At 43.0% G+C, this 14,790-nt stretch carries 15 protein-coding genes; 12 read left to right on the top strand and 3 right to left on the bottom strand.

Translation table 11 applies throughout. The features are described from left to right. Positions 1-47: 47 nt before the first annotated feature. A complete protein-coding gene (locus tag ACKTT9_RS38130) occupies positions 48-650 on the bottom strand; it encodes a TetR/AcrR family transcriptional regulator (protein WP_407870038.1) in 603 nt (200 codons plus the stop codon). A gap of 189 nt (positions 651-839) precedes the next feature. Between ACKTT9_RS38130 and ACKTT9_RS38125 the strand changes: the two genes are divergently transcribed. Together ACKTT9_RS38125 and ACKTT9_RS38120 are read left to right on the top strand one after the other, a co-directional pair. Continuing rightward, the gene (locus ACKTT9_RS38125; RefSeq protein WP_407870037.1) at positions 840-1,577 is read left to right on the top strand and encodes an SDR family NAD(P)-dependent oxidoreductase; all 738 of its coding nucleotides are present in this window, start codon (positions 840-842) and stop codon (positions 1,575-1,577) included. 55 nt (positions 1,578-1,632) lie between these two features. Further along, positions 1,633-2,406 (top strand): SDR family NAD(P)-dependent oxidoreductase, encoded by a 774-nt coding sequence (locus ACKTT9_RS38120; RefSeq protein ID WP_407870036.1) that lies wholly within the window; start codon positions 1,633-1,635, stop codon positions 2,404-2,406. A gap of 91 nt (positions 2,407-2,497) precedes the next feature. Here ACKTT9_RS38120 and ACKTT9_RS38115 read toward each other — a convergent pair whose 3' ends face one another. Then, positions 2,498-3,157: an FMN-dependent NADH-azoreductase gene (locus tag ACKTT9_RS38115; RefSeq protein ID WP_407870035.1), complete on the bottom strand. Its 660-nt coding sequence runs from the start codon at positions 3,155-3,157 to the stop codon at positions 2,498-2,500. Between the two features lie 283 nt (positions 3,158-3,440). Between ACKTT9_RS38115 and trpB the strand changes: the two genes are divergently transcribed. The 10 genes from trpB to ACKTT9_RS38065 all read left to right on the top strand — a co-directional run bounded on the left by trpB (position 3,441) and on the right by ACKTT9_RS38065 (position 14,070). Next, the gene (gene trpB, locus ACKTT9_RS38110; protein WP_407870034.1) at positions 3,441-4,601 is read left to right on the top strand and encodes a tryptophan synthase subunit beta; all 1,161 of its coding nucleotides are present in this window, start codon (positions 3,441-3,443) and stop codon (positions 4,599-4,601) included. Between the two features lie 150 nt (positions 4,602-4,751). Beyond that, a complete protein-coding gene (locus tag ACKTT9_RS38105) occupies positions 4,752-6,494 on the top strand; it encodes an ABC-F family ATP-binding cassette domain-containing protein (protein WP_407870033.1) in 1,743 nt (580 codons plus the stop codon). Between the two features lie 274 nt (positions 6,495-6,768). Beyond that, positions 6,769-8,580, top strand: a complete 1,812-nt coding sequence (locus ACKTT9_RS38100; RefSeq protein ID WP_407870032.1) for a discoidin domain-containing protein — start codon at positions 6,769-6,771, stop codon at positions 8,578-8,580. Between the two features lie 117 nt (positions 8,581-8,697). Next, the gene (locus ACKTT9_RS38095; protein WP_407870031.1) at positions 8,698-9,894 is read left to right on the top strand and encodes an MFS transporter; all 1,197 of its coding nucleotides are present in this window, start codon (positions 8,698-8,700) and stop codon (positions 9,892-9,894) included. Positions 9,895-10,032: 138 nt separating this feature from the next. After that, positions 10,033-10,503 carry a phage tail protein gene (locus tag ACKTT9_RS38090; protein ID WP_407870030.1) on the top strand — a complete coding sequence of 157 codons (471 nt, stop codon included), beginning with the start codon at positions 10,033-10,035 and terminating at the stop codon, positions 10,501-10,503. Between the two features lie 21 nt (positions 10,504-10,524). Further along, a complete protein-coding gene (locus ACKTT9_RS38085) occupies positions 10,525-11,112 on the top strand; it encodes a YdeI/OmpD-associated family protein (protein WP_407870029.1) in 588 nt (195 codons plus the stop codon). 136 nt (positions 11,113-11,248) lie between these two features. Next, on the top strand, positions 11,249-11,623 hold the full coding sequence (blaI, locus tag ACKTT9_RS38080) for a penicillinase repressor BlaI (protein ID WP_127454009.1): 375 nt from the start codon (positions 11,249-11,251) through the stop codon (positions 11,621-11,623). Positions 11,624-11,666: 43 nt separating this feature from the next. After that, positions 11,667-13,154 (top strand): M56 family metallopeptidase, encoded by a 1,488-nt coding sequence (locus ACKTT9_RS38075; protein WP_407870028.1) that lies wholly within the window; start codon positions 11,667-11,669, stop codon positions 13,152-13,154. Between the two features lie 162 nt (positions 13,155-13,316). Next, positions 13,317-13,655, top strand: coding sequence for a TM2 domain-containing protein (locus ACKTT9_RS38070; RefSeq protein ID WP_127454005.1), 339 nt, complete (start codon positions 13,317-13,319; stop codon positions 13,653-13,655). A gap of 31 nt (positions 13,656-13,686) precedes the next feature. Then, positions 13,687-14,070: an NINE protein gene (locus tag ACKTT9_RS38065; protein WP_407870027.1), complete on the top strand. Its 384-nt coding sequence runs from the start codon at positions 13,687-13,689 to the stop codon at positions 14,068-14,070. Positions 14,071-14,127: 57 nt separating this feature from the next. Here ACKTT9_RS38065 and ACKTT9_RS38060 read toward each other — a convergent pair whose 3' ends face one another. Beyond that, complete coding sequence (locus ACKTT9_RS38060) at positions 14,128-14,709, bottom strand: GNAT family N-acetyltransferase (RefSeq protein WP_407870026.1); 582 nt, start codon at positions 14,707-14,709, stop codon at positions 14,128-14,130. Positions 14,710-14,790 lie beyond the last annotated feature (81 nt).

The following is a 14,790-nucleotide window of genomic DNA, read 5'->3' as shown; positions in this document are numbered from 1 at the left end:
GGGGAACGGTGAGACCCACCAGATTCGCAAAGCAAAACTCGGTCTCGCTAATTCCCTATATACTTTACCGAGTACATATGTGTTTTGGTTAAATCAATTACCTCTTGGATAAACTCTTCTTTGGGTTCCCTGAAATCGCTTTTAATCCAATTCAGAATAAGCCCGTAGAAGCCATAGGCAGTATAAAGTTTAAAGTAATCCATGTTAACGGGGATGTTATTAATTGTTTCGAAAACAAATTTTTCATTATAGATCTTTAATATGGATTGTGGGAAAGCCGTATGAAGCCTTGGTAAAGTATCATCGTATTGGATAAGCTCGAAAAAATCTTGGTTTTCATAAATGTAGGTAACGATATTGAAAGACGGGATGTTTAGTTTTGTTGTATATACTTTTTGTCCGGGAACGTAGGGTTTTCCTACCGCATCCTCCAATCCCTGGAGCATGGAAGAAAGTAGTTGTTCAGCTAGTTCAACCTTATCTTGGTAATGGACATAAAAGGTGCTGCGATTATAAGCTGCACCGTCTACAATGTCTTTTACTGAAATAGAATGGTAACCTTTTTCTTTGATGAGCTTGATAAGGGCAGTCTTCAGATGTTCTTGAGTCCTGCTTCGACGCTGAGATGTCACTATTGATTCGTTATTCACGAAAAATCTCCTTCTCAAAAAAGACATTTATACGATTTGTGTCTATTATATCGACATTTCAGTCTATCTTGATGATTGGTTAACTCAGAGTAGAAGAGTACAATTAAGTTGTGAACAAAATAGCACAATTATTCACGTGATACGTGAGGACTGAGCGCTATTTAAAACATTGTACTGGAGGAATCAACGATGGGCAAACTGCAAAACAAAGTAGCCGTGATTACTGGGGGAGCATCGGGAATTGGTGTAGCAACAGCGCGTTTATTTGTTTCAGAAGGAGCAAAAGTGGTTCTTATTGATTTAAATGAAGAAAAAGGTAAGGCGTTCGAAACCGAACTGAAGGCGCAGAATGCAGAAGCGTTATTCATCAAAGCAAACATTACTAGTGAAGAAGAAGTAGTGAATATTTTCAAACAAACGGTAGAAGCTTTCGGAAAAGTGGACATCGTATTCAACAATGCAGGGATCGGTCGGGTTCATCCTACGCATAATTTGGAATACTCTGAGTGGCGCAACACGGTAAACGTTGACTTGGATGGCGTATTCTTAGTAGCAAGAGAAGCGATCCGCGAGATGATGAAAACCGGCGGAGGTGCGATCGTCAATACGGCATCCATGTACGGATGGGTGGGTTCGCCTGGTTCGGCAGCCTACAATGCAGCTAAAGGTGGCGTGGTAAACTTAACGCGCTCGCTCGGACTTGAATATGCAGAACAAAATATCCGAGTTAATGCATTGTGTCCAGGTTTCATTGATACTCCGATTATTCCGGAAGAAAGCAAGCAGGCTCTTTCTGCCCTCACTCCGATGAAGCGCCTCGGCCAAGCGGAAGAAATGGCAAAAGCGGTACTATTTATGGCTAGTGATGATTCCTCTTTCATGACGGGTAACAGTCTGATTATAGATGGCGGATATACAGCACAATGATAGAGTCTATGGCATCGAGTCTAGATATACTATATTCTTTCGGGAGGGAATACTCATGAAAAGATTTGAAGGCAAAGTCATCGTTATTACTGGCGCAGCAGGCGGGATCGGGAAAGCAACAGCCAAAAAACTTGCAGAGCAAGGAGCAAAACTTGCCTTGGTGGACTTGAATTTGGATGCAGTACAACAGGTTATCGCTGATCTTGACCTTGATGATTCAAGTGCTATCGCTCTTCAAGCCAATGTGGCTAAAGAGGAAGAGGTTAAGGCTTACGTCGATGCAACTGTTGAAAAGTTTGGCAAAATCGATGGTTTCTTTAACAATGCAGGAGTCGAGGGTACGACCGCAAATGTTGAGGATTATCCTACGGAAACATTCGAGCTCGTGTTTAATGTGAATGTCAAAGGCGCGTTTCTAGGTCTAAAATATGTGGTACCCGTCATGAAGAAGCAAGGGTTCGGAAGTATCGTGAATACAGCATCAGGGGCAGGGCTAATCGGTGCTCCTGGTTTTATAGGCTATAACAGCTCGAAACATGCGGTCATCGGAATGACGAAAGTGGTTGCCTTAGAGGCGGCTCCGTTCGGTGTCCGTGTGAACGCGGTGGCTCCTGGTGTAATTAATACCAAAATGATGCGTAATATCGAAAAAAATACAGTTCCCGAGGATGCCGAAGGAGCAAGAAAAGCATTTGGCGCTGCGGTGCCTCTGGGAAGATACGGCGAAGCGGAAGAAGTAGCCAATGTAGCACTTTTCCTGCTGTCCGACGACGCCTCTTATGTGTCCCAATCCATTTACACAGTAGATGGCGGTCAAATTAATCAATAAACAAAATTCTGTTAAAAGACCATCCACTTGAATGTTGAATGGTCTTTCTTTTTTACCTGACTCTTGCGAATTGACACTTAGAAAAAATTCCTTACTTACCCGCCAACTTCAAAGCCTGCTCCTCAGCATCTCGATATCCCTTTTGCAGCACTTCATTTCTGTCTAAAAAGGCTGTTCCTTGAATTCGTACTGCTTCAAAATCTTCAATTCCCATCAAATCAAACATGGACTTCAAAAATTTATTCGTGAACTCCAGCTCGGCATAGAAGTCATTATTAGTGTAAATGGACCCACTGGCTTGAATGGTAACGACGCTTCTTCCATCATTGAGAAGTCCGACAGATGCTCTTCCGTTACTCATTGGGGGACTGATATATTTAAATGTTTCCCGCGCAATCATAACATTATCTATATAATCCTTTAGTTTCGAGGGGATACTGAAGTTATGCATTGGAAATACAATGACGTATTTATTAGCACTTTTGAATTGTTTTAATAGGGTGTTCATGCGATCGGTTACTTCTTTTTCTTCACTCGTTAATTCTTTCTCTTCCGCTAGTTTCGACCATGCGCTCAATACATTTTTATCAAGTGCGGGTACGCCATCGTCGTATAGATTAATTTGTTCAATAACCTCGTCATTGGAATGCTTCTCTTTATATACTTTCAGAAAGTAGTTAAACACATCGAGACTTGCAGAGGTTTTGGAATCAAAATCCGGGTGTGCATTGATGATAAGTAATTTACTCATGTATATTTCCTCCTAGACGTTTATTGTCGACTTATTGAATCGACGATTTATATAGTCCATAATATATCTTCCCCAGCTGCATGTCAATTTAGATAAGCAAGAAGTTTATGTAAATAAACAAAATGAAATCGATGCTACTATGATTTTTATCTGTACACTCTGCATTCGTGCCGAGCCTCAGGACATAGTTTGCCTATTTTCTTTTAAATACGACACCAGAAAATTATGGTAAGATATTAGGAGAGAGTACCATTCCTATCTCATAAAATGGAGGCGCTTACTTATGGACCAACAATTGCAGCAAGAGGGATACTTTGGGGAGTTTGGCGGCAGCTTTGTCCCGCCGGAATTACAGGAAGTGTTGAGTTATTTGAGTGAGCAATTTTACAAGTTTAGAGACGATCCGGAGTTTAAGGAAGAGCTTCGTTATTATCTGAGCGAATATGTTGGACGTGAGAATCCATTGACGTATGCGGAGCGGCTGACCAAAGCTTGGGGAGGGCCGAAAATATACTTAAAGCGCGAGGATTTGAATCATACCGGAGCGCATAAGATCAACAACGCTATTGGCCAAATCCTGCTCGCTAAGAGGATGGGAGTGAAGCGGATCATCGCTGAGACGGGTGCCGGACAACATGGTGTGGCTACGGCAACGGCTTGCGCTATGTTTAATATGGAATGTGTCATCTATATGGGAGCTGAGGACACACGTCGGCAGGCGCTTAATGTGTTCCGTATGGAGCTACTAGGTGCAACGGTCGTACCGGTACATAAAGGACAAGGAAGATTGAAAGATGCGGTAGATGAGGCACTGGACGATCTGGTTCGCAATTATAAAAATACATTCTATTTGCTAGGCTCCGCCGTAGGTCCGCATCCGTTTCCGACGATGGTCAAGCACTTCCAGGCCATTATTAGTGAAGAGTCGAAGCGGCAGATTATAGAGAAAGAAGGCCGTTTGCCGGACGCGGTTGTGGCCTGCACAGGCGGCGGCAGTAATGCCATCGGTGCGTTCGCTCATTACATCGACGAGCCGAGCGTTCGCTTAATCGGGGTGGAGCCCGATCAAGCACCTTCTTTGACCCAAGGCGTTCCGAGCATCATACACGGCTTTAAGTGTTTAGTGCTGCTGGATGAGGAAGGGCAGCCGAAAAAGACCTATTCCATCGCCGCAGGACTGGATTATCCGGGCATTGGACCGGAGCATAGCCACCTGAAGGTGTCGGGCCGGGCTGAATATGCAACGGTCACCAATGAGGAAGTACTGGAAGCCTTCCAGGAACTGTCGCGCACGGAAGGAATCATTCCTGCCTTAGAGAGCGCGCATGCAGTTGCCTACGCGAAGCAGTTGGCGCCGACGATGAGCGAAGATCAAATTATTATCGTCAATCTGTCAGGCCGCGGGGATAAGGATGTCGAGCAAGTTTATCAAATGCTCAAATAGAGAGACGAAGGGCGTCCAATTGGACGCCTTTTGATTTGGTTTTGTAAGGTAAATGCTGCTATTCCCCGAATGGGATTGTAGTTGATAGTAAACAGTGTTACTCTTACAACGGTAAACTCATAATCTACGTTTGTATAGAAAGGTAACACTATGATAAAAGTTGAAAACTTATCCTTCTCATTTCCGCAAAAAGAACTATATACAAACATTTCATTTACGCTTGAAGAGGCACAACATTGCGCTTTTATAGGAACAAGTGGCAGTGGAAAAAGTACATTGATAGATATACTTATGGATCCAGAAAGATATTTGTTTGAGGGCAAGTTAGAAATAGATCCGACTTGCAAAATTAGGCATGTAAGTCAATTCCCACAATTCGACAAAACGAAAGAAATAACGGTTTTTGAATATATAGGGGAAGAATTTATTAAGATACAAGATGAAATAACATCGATTTGTGCGGAAATGGAAACATCACCGGATGATATGGATTCGTTATTAGAAAAGTATCAATTAGCTTTAGACGCATTTGATTCAATCGGTGGGGCTGATTTTGAAAGTAATATCAATAAGAAACTAAATCTAGCAAACCTCATGAAGCTAAAGGATCTTAGGGTATCCGATCTAAGTGGCGGGGAATTCAAACTTATTCAAGTGATGAAGGAAATGCTTAGTAGTCCAGACTTAATGATTATGGATGAACCTGATGTATTTTTAGACTTCGAAAACTTAAATGCGCTTAAAAATCTGATTAATTCTCACAAAGGAATGCTGCTGGTTGTTACGCACAACCGATATCTATTGAATCATTGTTTCAATAAAATCATACACCTTGAAAACATGGAGATCCAAGAGTTTGATGGGCGATATATGGAGTATACGTTCTCATTACTTCAGACAAAAATTGAGTTGCAAGAGATCGCAGTCGCTGAGCAAGAAGAAATTGAGAGATACGATAACATTATTGATAATCTTAGAGTTATCGCAACTATTAATTCAGAAGCATCTAGAGGCAGAGCATTAAAAGCTAGAGTTAGGTTTCAAGAAAGATTGGAAGCGCGTAGAATTAAGGCGCCATTCGTTGATATTAAGCAACCGAATATTCGTTTTGGTATGGATAATGAAATTGAAGACAGCGTTGTTGTAAAAGTTAATAATTATAGTGTTACTTTTGATGAGTTGCTTTTAGACAATGTTAACTTTGAGATAAAATCTACGGATAAAGTAGCCATTATTGGTCCAAACGGTACCGGGAAAACGACTTTACTCCGAGATATCTTTACAAATAAGCATGCTTCAATTGAAATAAACGCTGATGTTAAAGTGGCTTATTTATCTCAGAATCAAGGTGAAGTGCTAAAGGATTCTAATACAATCCTAGAAGAATTCATCGATGCTGGATTTAAAACGTATGATGAGGTTAGATCGTATCTTTCAAACTATGGCTTTGAAGGGGAAATCGTTAATCAAAAGATACAGTCTTTATCTGGTGGAGAAAAAAATATGCTTCAGTTGGCTAAGGTTTCTGCCAGCAAAGCAAACGTATTGCTTTTAGATGAACCGACAAGCCATTTAGACACGTATACGCAGATAGCACTGGAGAAAGCCATTGAAGACTACAAAGGTGCGATACTCATGATTTCTCATGATTTCTATTCGGTTGTAAATGGTATGGATTATGTTTTAATCATTGACGATAAGACGATTAGAAAAATGAGTATGCGGAAATTTAGACAGATGATATATGCTAGTCATTTTGATAAAGACTATCTAGAACATGAACAAAATAAAAAATCACTTGAAATGAAAATAGAATTGGCTTTAAAAGATACGAATTTTGAACTTGCAAAAGTATTGGTCGAGGAGCTAGAGGAGCTAATTAAGTTGCTTTAGGTCGTAATAAAATGTGACAAAGGGCTCTTCCTATTACAGGAAAAGCCCTTTTGGCGCGGCATCTGTTTTCGCATAATTCCTTCTAAACATACCGTTCTAGATCCCTGATAACCAAGCATTCTTCTGTGTTTATGTGAATAACATTATGAATGGTGCAGTAGTCTTTATGCTGCTGATGCACTCATTAGGGTAGGAGAAAGGGGCATGAATGATGGAAGGGTCAGGACGTAGGCAGGGAAAGAAAAGGATTACAACGATGATAAGAGGTTACTTGATGGTGGTAGTGATCATCATTTCATTAATGACAGTCGGAGCTCCTGTATTTGCCGGAGGCGATCCAGGGTATGTCCCCTCCCAACTGGTCGTGACTTACGACTCGAACGGTGGCTCAACGATTAGTCCTGAATTTGTATCTCCGGGCGGAGGTACAGTGTTGTTTCAGCATACCCCTGTGAAAGAGTGCTACAGCTTTGAAGGTTGGTTTTACGACAGTGCCTTGACGCAAGCATACAAGTCGACAGATCGAATCACTAGAGATCTAACGCTGTATGCAAAGTGGGCGGCTCTGAGCACAAACGCGCAGTGCAGCTCTGCTACAATAACCTCTTCGATCGGTACGGTAAGCGCCGGGGGGACTGCGAATGAGACGATAACGATCGAGAGTGGCATCAAGTTAGCTGAGTTGAAGGCTGCGATCACGCCGGCAGCGAATGCAACTTTCGAGATCTACCAAGCAGATGGAATAACGAAAGCGACGACGCTAGAGACGGGCACGAAGATCATTGTAACTTCGCTAAATGGAACGAGTAAGGTTACATACACGATTACGGTCATTTCTCCGAATTTGGCATTAAATAAAGCCGCGACGGTTGACAGTACTTGCAACCCCTCGCAGACTGCGGCTAAAGCTGTGGACGGCAGCGTCTCCAATGATAGCAAATGGTGTTCATTATCCAACAACCGTTGGCTGCAGATCGATCTTGGCACTGTGAAGCAAGTGAACCAATTTGTTGTGAAGCACGCATCGGAAGGCGGAGAGACCGCCTCCTATAACACGAAGGCTTACAATATCCAGGTCAGCACGGACGGTAAGAACTGGAGCACAGTGGTCAACGTAACCAATAATACGAAAGGCGTGACGATAGACAATATAGCCTCCGTATCAGCAAGATATATCAAGTTAAACGTTACCACGCCTACCCAAACGACAAATGTTGCAGCACGAATTTATGAGTTTGAGGTATACGGACCTCCCAATCTGGCATTAAATAAACCCGCGACGGTTGACAGCACGTGCAACGCCTCACAGACCGCGGCAAAAGCCGTGGACGGCAGTGTCATTAATGATAGCAAATGGTGTTCATTATCCAACAACCGTTGGCTGCAGATCGATCTCGGCTCTGTGAAACAAGTCAACCAATTCGTCATCAAGCACGCATCAGAAGGTGGAGAGACCACCTCCTATAACACGAAGGCGTATACGATTCAGGTCAGCACGGACGGTACGAACTGGAGCACAGTGGTCAACGTAACGAATAATACGAAAGGCGTAACGATAGATAATATCGCTTCCGTATCAGCAAGATATATCAAGTTAAACGTTACGACGCCTACCCAAACGACAAATGTTGCAGCACGAATTTATGAGTTTGAGGTATACGGACCTCCCAATTTAGCATTAAATAAACAGGCGACAGCTGATAGTGCTTGCAACACCTCGCAAATCGCGGCGAAAGCTGTGGACGGCAGCGTTATCAATGATAGCAAGTGGTGTTCAATATCCAGCAACCGCTGGCTGCAGGTCGATCTCGGCTCTGTGAAACAAGTCAACCAATTTGTCATCAAGCACGCATCGGAAGGAGGAGAGACAGCCTCTTACAACGCGAAGGCGTACAATATTCAGGTCAGCACCGACGGTACGAACTGGAGCACAGTGGTCAACGTAACCAACAATACGAGTGGTATTACGTTAGATAATATCGCTTCCGTATCAGCAAGATATATCAAGTTGAACGTCACGACGCCTACCCAAACGACAAACGTTGCGGCACGAATCTATGAGTTTGAGGTATATGGAGCAAGTTAGAGCAAGGTTTTCGACTTAACTAACACGTCGCCTTCTTATAATAAGTGATTGGAAAAAGGGAAGACTACACGATATGGTTTTTTCGCCAAAAACTTATTATTTCTTGGAGGATGACAAATGAAAGGCAAGTCAACCAAAGCAGCATTTTGGATAGTCGCCTGGGTGCTCGTGCTCTGTTTATGGTCGAGTGCAGCGCCCTCCATTGTGTTTCCATTATATGCAACGGATTGGCACCTCTCGAAATCAACGACGACAGGTATCTTTGCTATGTATCCTATTGCAATCATCTTTGTGCTTGTGATGGTAGGTAATATTTCAGATTACATCGGACGCCGAATGACGTTAATGATCGGACTTATTTTCCTCCTCTTTGGCGCAGTCGTTTTTGCCTTAGCTCCGAACTTGCACTGGCTGTTTGTGGCCCGAGCACTACAGGGCTTTGGGGTTGGATTGACCTCGGGGGCGGGGGCCGCAGCGCTTGTAGAGTTTAATCCGACATCGAACACGAAATTTCCCGGATCGATAAACACGATTACTCAGGCAGTTGGTGTGTTCATTGCATTAATTCTTGGGGCAATTCTAATTAAATATGAGCCATTCCCGCTACATTTAAGTTATTGGGTTTTATTCTTACTCATATTTGTCAGCATAATCCTATGTCTCTTCCTGCCGAAAAATCAAACATCTCGATCTGGCAGTAAATCGAACTGGAAACCAGCGGGGATTAAGATACCGAAAGGATTATGGGGCATTTATCTCCTGGCAGCTTTGGCCGTAGGAATCGGTTTTGCCTATGGAGGAATATTTTTATCTCTTGGGGCTCAAATTGCGCGCGATGTCGTTGGGACGAAAGATATTCTTGTGATCGGTATGGTGTTATCGATTTTGAGTGTGCTAATTGCGGTGGGGGCTACGATTGCAGGACGAATGAGTCCACTGCCTTCAATTCGTGTTGGAACGCTTCTGATAGGCTCGACATTGGTTATTCTTGTCATGGCGTCGGAAATGCATTCTTTCATCCTATTTGTCATTTCGTCGATTACTGGAGGACTCGGTTATGGATTCTCAGTAACCGGAGGGATTGGCCTCGCAGCCATGTACGCGTCTCCCGAAAACAAAGCGCAGTTTTTATCCTCTGTTTTTGTCGTCTCTTATCTGTTCCAAGGAGCCAGCGCATTTGGCGGTGGTTTGGCTTCCACTGCTTACGGCTTTAGTTACGCAATATGGATGCTTTCTATTGTGGTCGGATCCATTGCGCTTATTACGCTACTGTCTACGCTGATGATCAATAAGAAAATGGTTTATGCCAAATAAATCAAAAACACGAAAGTAGACCATCCTTCCTCAGGATGGTCTACTTTTTGCTATAATATGAATAGCTGGACGGTTTATCTTTTAGTTAAATATGGAATCCTAGTACTATCAAATAATGAGAGAAAACGAGGGATGGAAATGTCGTATATCGTTGATTTTAAAAATGTATCTACAGTAGGTTTGGAAACTTCACCAGTAGCAGAGGCGCTTGCCGGTTTACGCGCGAATGAAGCCCGTTATTTCATGAACAAATACAAGCATGAATTCGAGGTTATACCCGCCAGTGAAAGTCAGGAAAACCTTGATTATGTGAACAAAGTTTTAAAAGAACGTGACATTGAGTTTGCCGCCAAACCTTTGGAAACCTCACATTTTCAAGTGGAGAATATTCAGTTTACCTATGTTTTTTACGAAGATGGCCTGTCGATCAATGTCATGTATACGGTGGATGACCCTAAGAAGCGGGCGGTTGGTTTTAAGCTTTCTGAGGGGATGGAGATACCTAAGGAGCTAGAACCGAAGTTCAAGTTCGCTAGGCAGAAGTCTAAATTAGCTGGAACGATTCGGGGTTCGTTTTTCGTCATCAAAGGAGAATATGCATATAACTGAAGCTTGATGAGGTGATCTTTCATGACAAAAACCAATCCTAAGGTTGACGAATTTATCAGTAAGGCCAAAACCTGGAAGGAAGAATACATAGAGTTGAGGCGAATCGTTCTTGACTGCCAGCTAACCGAGGAATACAAGTGGATGCATCCTTGCTACACGATTCAGGATAAAAACGTCGTTCTCATACACGGGTTTAAAGACTATTGTGCGCTTCTGTTTCATAAAGGAGTTTTGCTGAAGGATGCTCAGGGTATCCTGATTCAACAAACGGAGAATGTTCAGGCGGGGCGCCAGATTCGGTTCACGCATGTTCGGGAAATCCTTGCTATGGAGCCGATTTTGAAAGCTTACATTAACGAAGCGATTGAAGTTGAAAATGCCGGTTTGGAAGTCAGTTTTAAAAAGCATACAGAATTCACCGTTGCCGAAGAGTTTCAAATGAAGCTGGATGAGAACCCTGCCTTGAAAACGGCTTTTGAAGCCTTAACACCTGGACGGCAACGAAATTATCTGCTTCACTTTTCTGAGCCGAAACAATCCAAAACGCGAGAATCGCGGGTGGAGAAAAATGTGCCGAAAATTCTCGAAGGCAAGGGATTGAACGATTAAAGAAGAAAACCATCCTTCTGCAGGGTGGTTTTTTGCTATATCATGACCTAGTCGTTGAACTTGACAAGTATGGATTACAAATGTAATACTGAGTGTGTATTACATTTGTAATCCAAGTGGAAAGGAGGTAGCTAATGTGAAAACTGTCCCACATATTACGGATGCTGAATGGGAAGTAATGAAGGTGCTCTGGAACCAGTCCCCACGCACGGCGAATGAAGTGATTGAAGCTATGCAGGATCAGACGGATTGGAAGCCGAAAACGATTCGAACCCTGTTAAACCGATTAACGCAGAAGCAGGCGTTGTCATTTACGCAAGAAAACAGAGTGTATGCCTATTTCCCTTTAGTTTCTGAGGGTGAATGTGTGAAGTCAGAGACGCAATCTTTTCTGAAAAGAATGTATGGCGGCGCCTTTAAGCCGATGCTGGTTAACTTTTTGAAGGAGGAGCAGCTGTCGGAGGAAGATATTAAAGAGTTAAAACAACTTCTCGAAAATAAATCCAAATAAACAGCGATGCCAGAACAGGCGGCGCGGCTTCAGGAAGGAAAGGGTGAAAGTGAACCAAACCAATGAACTTCTCAAAGGTATTTTTGAGTGGATTTTGTCGGTATCGGTAATGGCAGCCATTACGGCCGTGTTGATCCTACTAACCCAACGTATTCTGCATAAACGGATAAAACCTAGATGGCACTATCTCATGTGGTTGTTGGTCATGGTGCGGCTGCTCCTACCCTGGGATCTGGAAAGCGATTTAAGCATCTACAATTGGCTATCTTACTCTGGCGGCATTCACGAAATCGACTCCGTAGTTCAGATAGGAGCACAAGAGAGATTGGCTGCTGTGGACTCCGTAGGTACTATTTTGTACAGGTACTCCATGTATGTATGGTTGCTTGGTATTGCCGTATTTGGCATATACACGTTAGTGATTAACCGTAGATTTGCGCAGAAAATAACAAAAGAAACGACTCCGATGACAGACACCGGCATCCTGCAGTTATTCTCCCAATGTCAAAAGCTAATGTCGGTACATAAACCAATCACTCTAGTCGTATCGGACCAATTGACGATGCCCACGCTTTTTGGATTCTGGAAACCACGGTTAGTTATACCGCAGAGTGTGATTAACAGCTTGAGCCAGGAACAACTGCGGCATATCTTTCTGCATGAGCTGGCCCACTGCAAACGGAATGATATTGGAATCAATTGGATTATGCAATTTTTATTGATTATTCACTGGTTTAATCCTGTACTTTGGTACGCGAATCAACGCATGCGTGAAGATCAGGAGATTGCAAGCGACGCGTTAGCACTTTCTTATCTTGAACCAGCGGGAAGAGACAGTTACGGATATACGCTCATTCAATTATTAGAGAGCTATATACGTCCTGTAAGTGTACCTGGCAATGTTAATTTATCAGGCAGCAAGTCACAGTTAAAAAGGAGAATTATCATGATTAAACAGTTTCAATTTAATTCGTACCGCTGGTCGTTCGTTGGCTTAGCTGCTGTTTTGATCATTAGCGGATGTTCATTGACGAATGCGACGAATACGGATAAGCAAGCTTCAGCTCCACCGAGCTCTCCGACTATTGATCAAAAGACAACAGAAACAACAAATACTGCAAACTCAACAGATACAACAAATACAACAAATACAAGTACGCAGACAACGGATACGGATAAAAAGACGGAAACAACAGCTGATACAAAATCTGTTGACTCTGTGACACCAACTGCACCGCCAACGATTACCGCGGAAGAGGCGAGATCAAACGCAGCAGCTTCAAGGGCGGACGAGTCGAAGCCTTCACCGGTAGCATCCGTCACGGAGGCAAGACGAAATGCCGCGGCTCAGGCAGCGGAGAGTCCAAGACAAGTGCCTGCTACATCACGACAAGCGAGTGAGGTAACGGCAGTGCCTGAATCTCGAGATGTCAAAAGACCGACGGCAGCGCCTGTACCGGTACCGGATACTCGGCCGGCACAGGTTGAGCCAACCGCCAGCGTGCTAACTCCGGAGCGAGCGGCTCAGTAAACTTCGGGGCAAAGTTAACAAAGAAGAAGACACCTGTAAGGGTGTTTTCTTCTTTTTCTATATGAATCTTTGTGAAAACTTGACCAAATTTTAGGGAAAATTGATATAAAATGATACTTCCTCACGGTATAATTTAAACATTATACGAGAAGGGGTCGAACTATGTCGTCACTATTGCAAAAACAGAGTTTAACATCGGAACAGCTTCAATTGCTTGCATCCGAGATGAGTAAGAAACAGAAATCAGGTGGTATTGCATGGCTACTCTGGTTTTTCACTTGCTCATTTGGGGGTCACCGTTTCTATTTAGGTCGAATTGGAACAGGAGTAGCTATGTTACTCACACTAGGCGGTTTGGGTATTTGGTCACTCGTTGATTTGTTCCTGTTATCAGGGATGATTAGAGATACGAATGAAAAAGTTGAGAATGAGATTATTTCCGAAATCCGTCTGATCCACCAAGCACGAGCCAACTCAGAAGCTGCTGTAGCGCAGGCATAACGAACATCATATAATGGATAATTTAAATTTATTGCGTACGTTAACATTGGAAGAACTAGCTATCTTAGAAGCAGAACTGCTGAAGAAGCGCAAATCTAAGGAAGTTGTATGGGCGTTATGGTCTGTGCTGCATTATTTCGGAGCTCACCGTTATTATACAGAGAATTATTTGTATGCAAGCTTGATGTTTACGGCTACGGTTATTCCTGGTCTTGCAATCATTCTATTGGCGGTCTACACAGAATTAGAAGCATTTAGTTACTTTCTTTTATGGTTCAGCATAGCCATATTAGCTGGATCTTTGCTTTGGAGCTGGATTGATGCTTTTTTTCTAAACAGAAGAATAGAAGAGATGAATCAGGAGCAGGAACGTGTAGTGATTCGTCGTATCAAAGCAACAAATATGAACCAATAAAAATGAGGCCGTCAGAAACCACAAGGTTTCAAACGGCCTCTCTTTTATATACACACGCTAATTCATCAACAACGCAAGTAAAACCACGTCAAGAAAGGTCTTCGTAACCTCATGCATTAAATACTGCTTCAGCAGCCCTTCTTCTTGAAACCCGAGCTTTTTTAATAGCTTCAGTGAGGCCACATTTTCAGGGTAAACTTCAGCTTGAATTCTATGAGGACTTATATGTGTCTTGCTGAAATGGATAACCGCCTGCATGGCTTCGGACATAATGCCTTTGCCCCAATAATCGGTCTGTAGATCATAGCCGACAGTTAAAGGATAACGGTGATCGGCATCAAATATGCCTCTTGTAGGCATAATTGTGATGGTCCCGATAATATGCCGAGATTCGCTAGGATAGAAGGAAATCCCCCAAGAAATTAATCTTCTGTCTGAAAAAGCCTGATTCCACGAGTCGATTAGCATACGGGTGTCCTCGATCGAAGAGGGGCCATGCCAATCCAAGTGCTTGGTGACTTGAGGGTCGGAGTAAAAAGCATAGATATCCTCCGCATCCGCGACATCCATTTGCCGTAAGACGAGCCGTTCGGTATAAATGAAAGGGAAAGAGGAAAATAAGGCGTCCACATGCATCATTGTATTTATTTTCCTTTGTAGTAGGATAGTCGTTTGGAAAAATTGTATCCTATGATCCTTAAGAGCAACTTAAAAAGCGAT

The organism is Paenibacillus sp. P36 (genome assembly GCF_045866505.1).
Taxonomy (GTDB): domain Bacteria; phylum Bacillota; class Bacilli; order Paenibacillales; family NBRC-103111; genus Paenibacillus_E; species Paenibacillus_E chondroitinus.
Note: the sequence above shows the minus strand (reverse complement) of the source record. Positions and strands in the feature narration are given on the sequence as shown.

Excerpts from the sequence above, each read along its gene's own strand:
- ACKTT9_RS38125 (WP_407870037.1), top strand. The coding sequence starts at position 840 with ATGGGCAAACTGCAAAACAAAGTAGCCGTGATTACTGGGGGAGCATCG.
- ACKTT9_RS38120 (WP_407870036.1), top strand. The coding sequence starts at position 1,633 with ATGAAAAGATTTGAAGGCAAAGTCATCGTTATTACTGGCGCAGCAGGC.
- ACKTT9_RS38115 (WP_407870035.1), bottom strand. The coding sequence starts at position 3,157 with ATGAGTAAATTACTTATCATCAATGCACACCCGGATTTTGATTCCAAA.
- trpB (WP_407870034.1), top strand. The coding sequence starts at position 3,441 with ATGGACCAACAATTGCAGCAAGAGGGATACTTTGGGGAGTTTGGCGGC.
- ACKTT9_RS38105 (WP_407870033.1), top strand. The coding sequence starts at position 4,752 with ATGATAAAAGTTGAAAACTTATCCTTCTCATTTCCGCAAAAAGAACTA.
- ACKTT9_RS38100 (WP_407870032.1), top strand. The coding sequence starts at position 6,769 with ATGGTGGTAGTGATCATCATTTCATTAATGACAGTCGGAGCTCCTGTA.
- ACKTT9_RS38095 (WP_407870031.1), top strand. The coding sequence starts at position 8,698 with ATGAAAGGCAAGTCAACCAAAGCAGCATTTTGGATAGTCGCCTGGGTG.
- ACKTT9_RS38090 (WP_407870030.1), top strand. The coding sequence starts at position 10,033 with ATGTCGTATATCGTTGATTTTAAAAATGTATCTACAGTAGGTTTGGAA.
- ACKTT9_RS38085 (WP_407870029.1), top strand. The coding sequence starts at position 10,525 with ATGACAAAAACCAATCCTAAGGTTGACGAATTTATCAGTAAGGCCAAA.
- ACKTT9_RS38070 (WP_127454005.1), top strand. The coding sequence starts at position 13,317 with ATGTCGTCACTATTGCAAAAACAGAGTTTAACATCGGAACAGCTTCAA.
- ACKTT9_RS38060 (WP_407870026.1), bottom strand. The coding sequence starts at position 14,709 with ATGATGCATGTGGACGCCTTATTTTCCTCTTTCCCTTTCATTTATACC.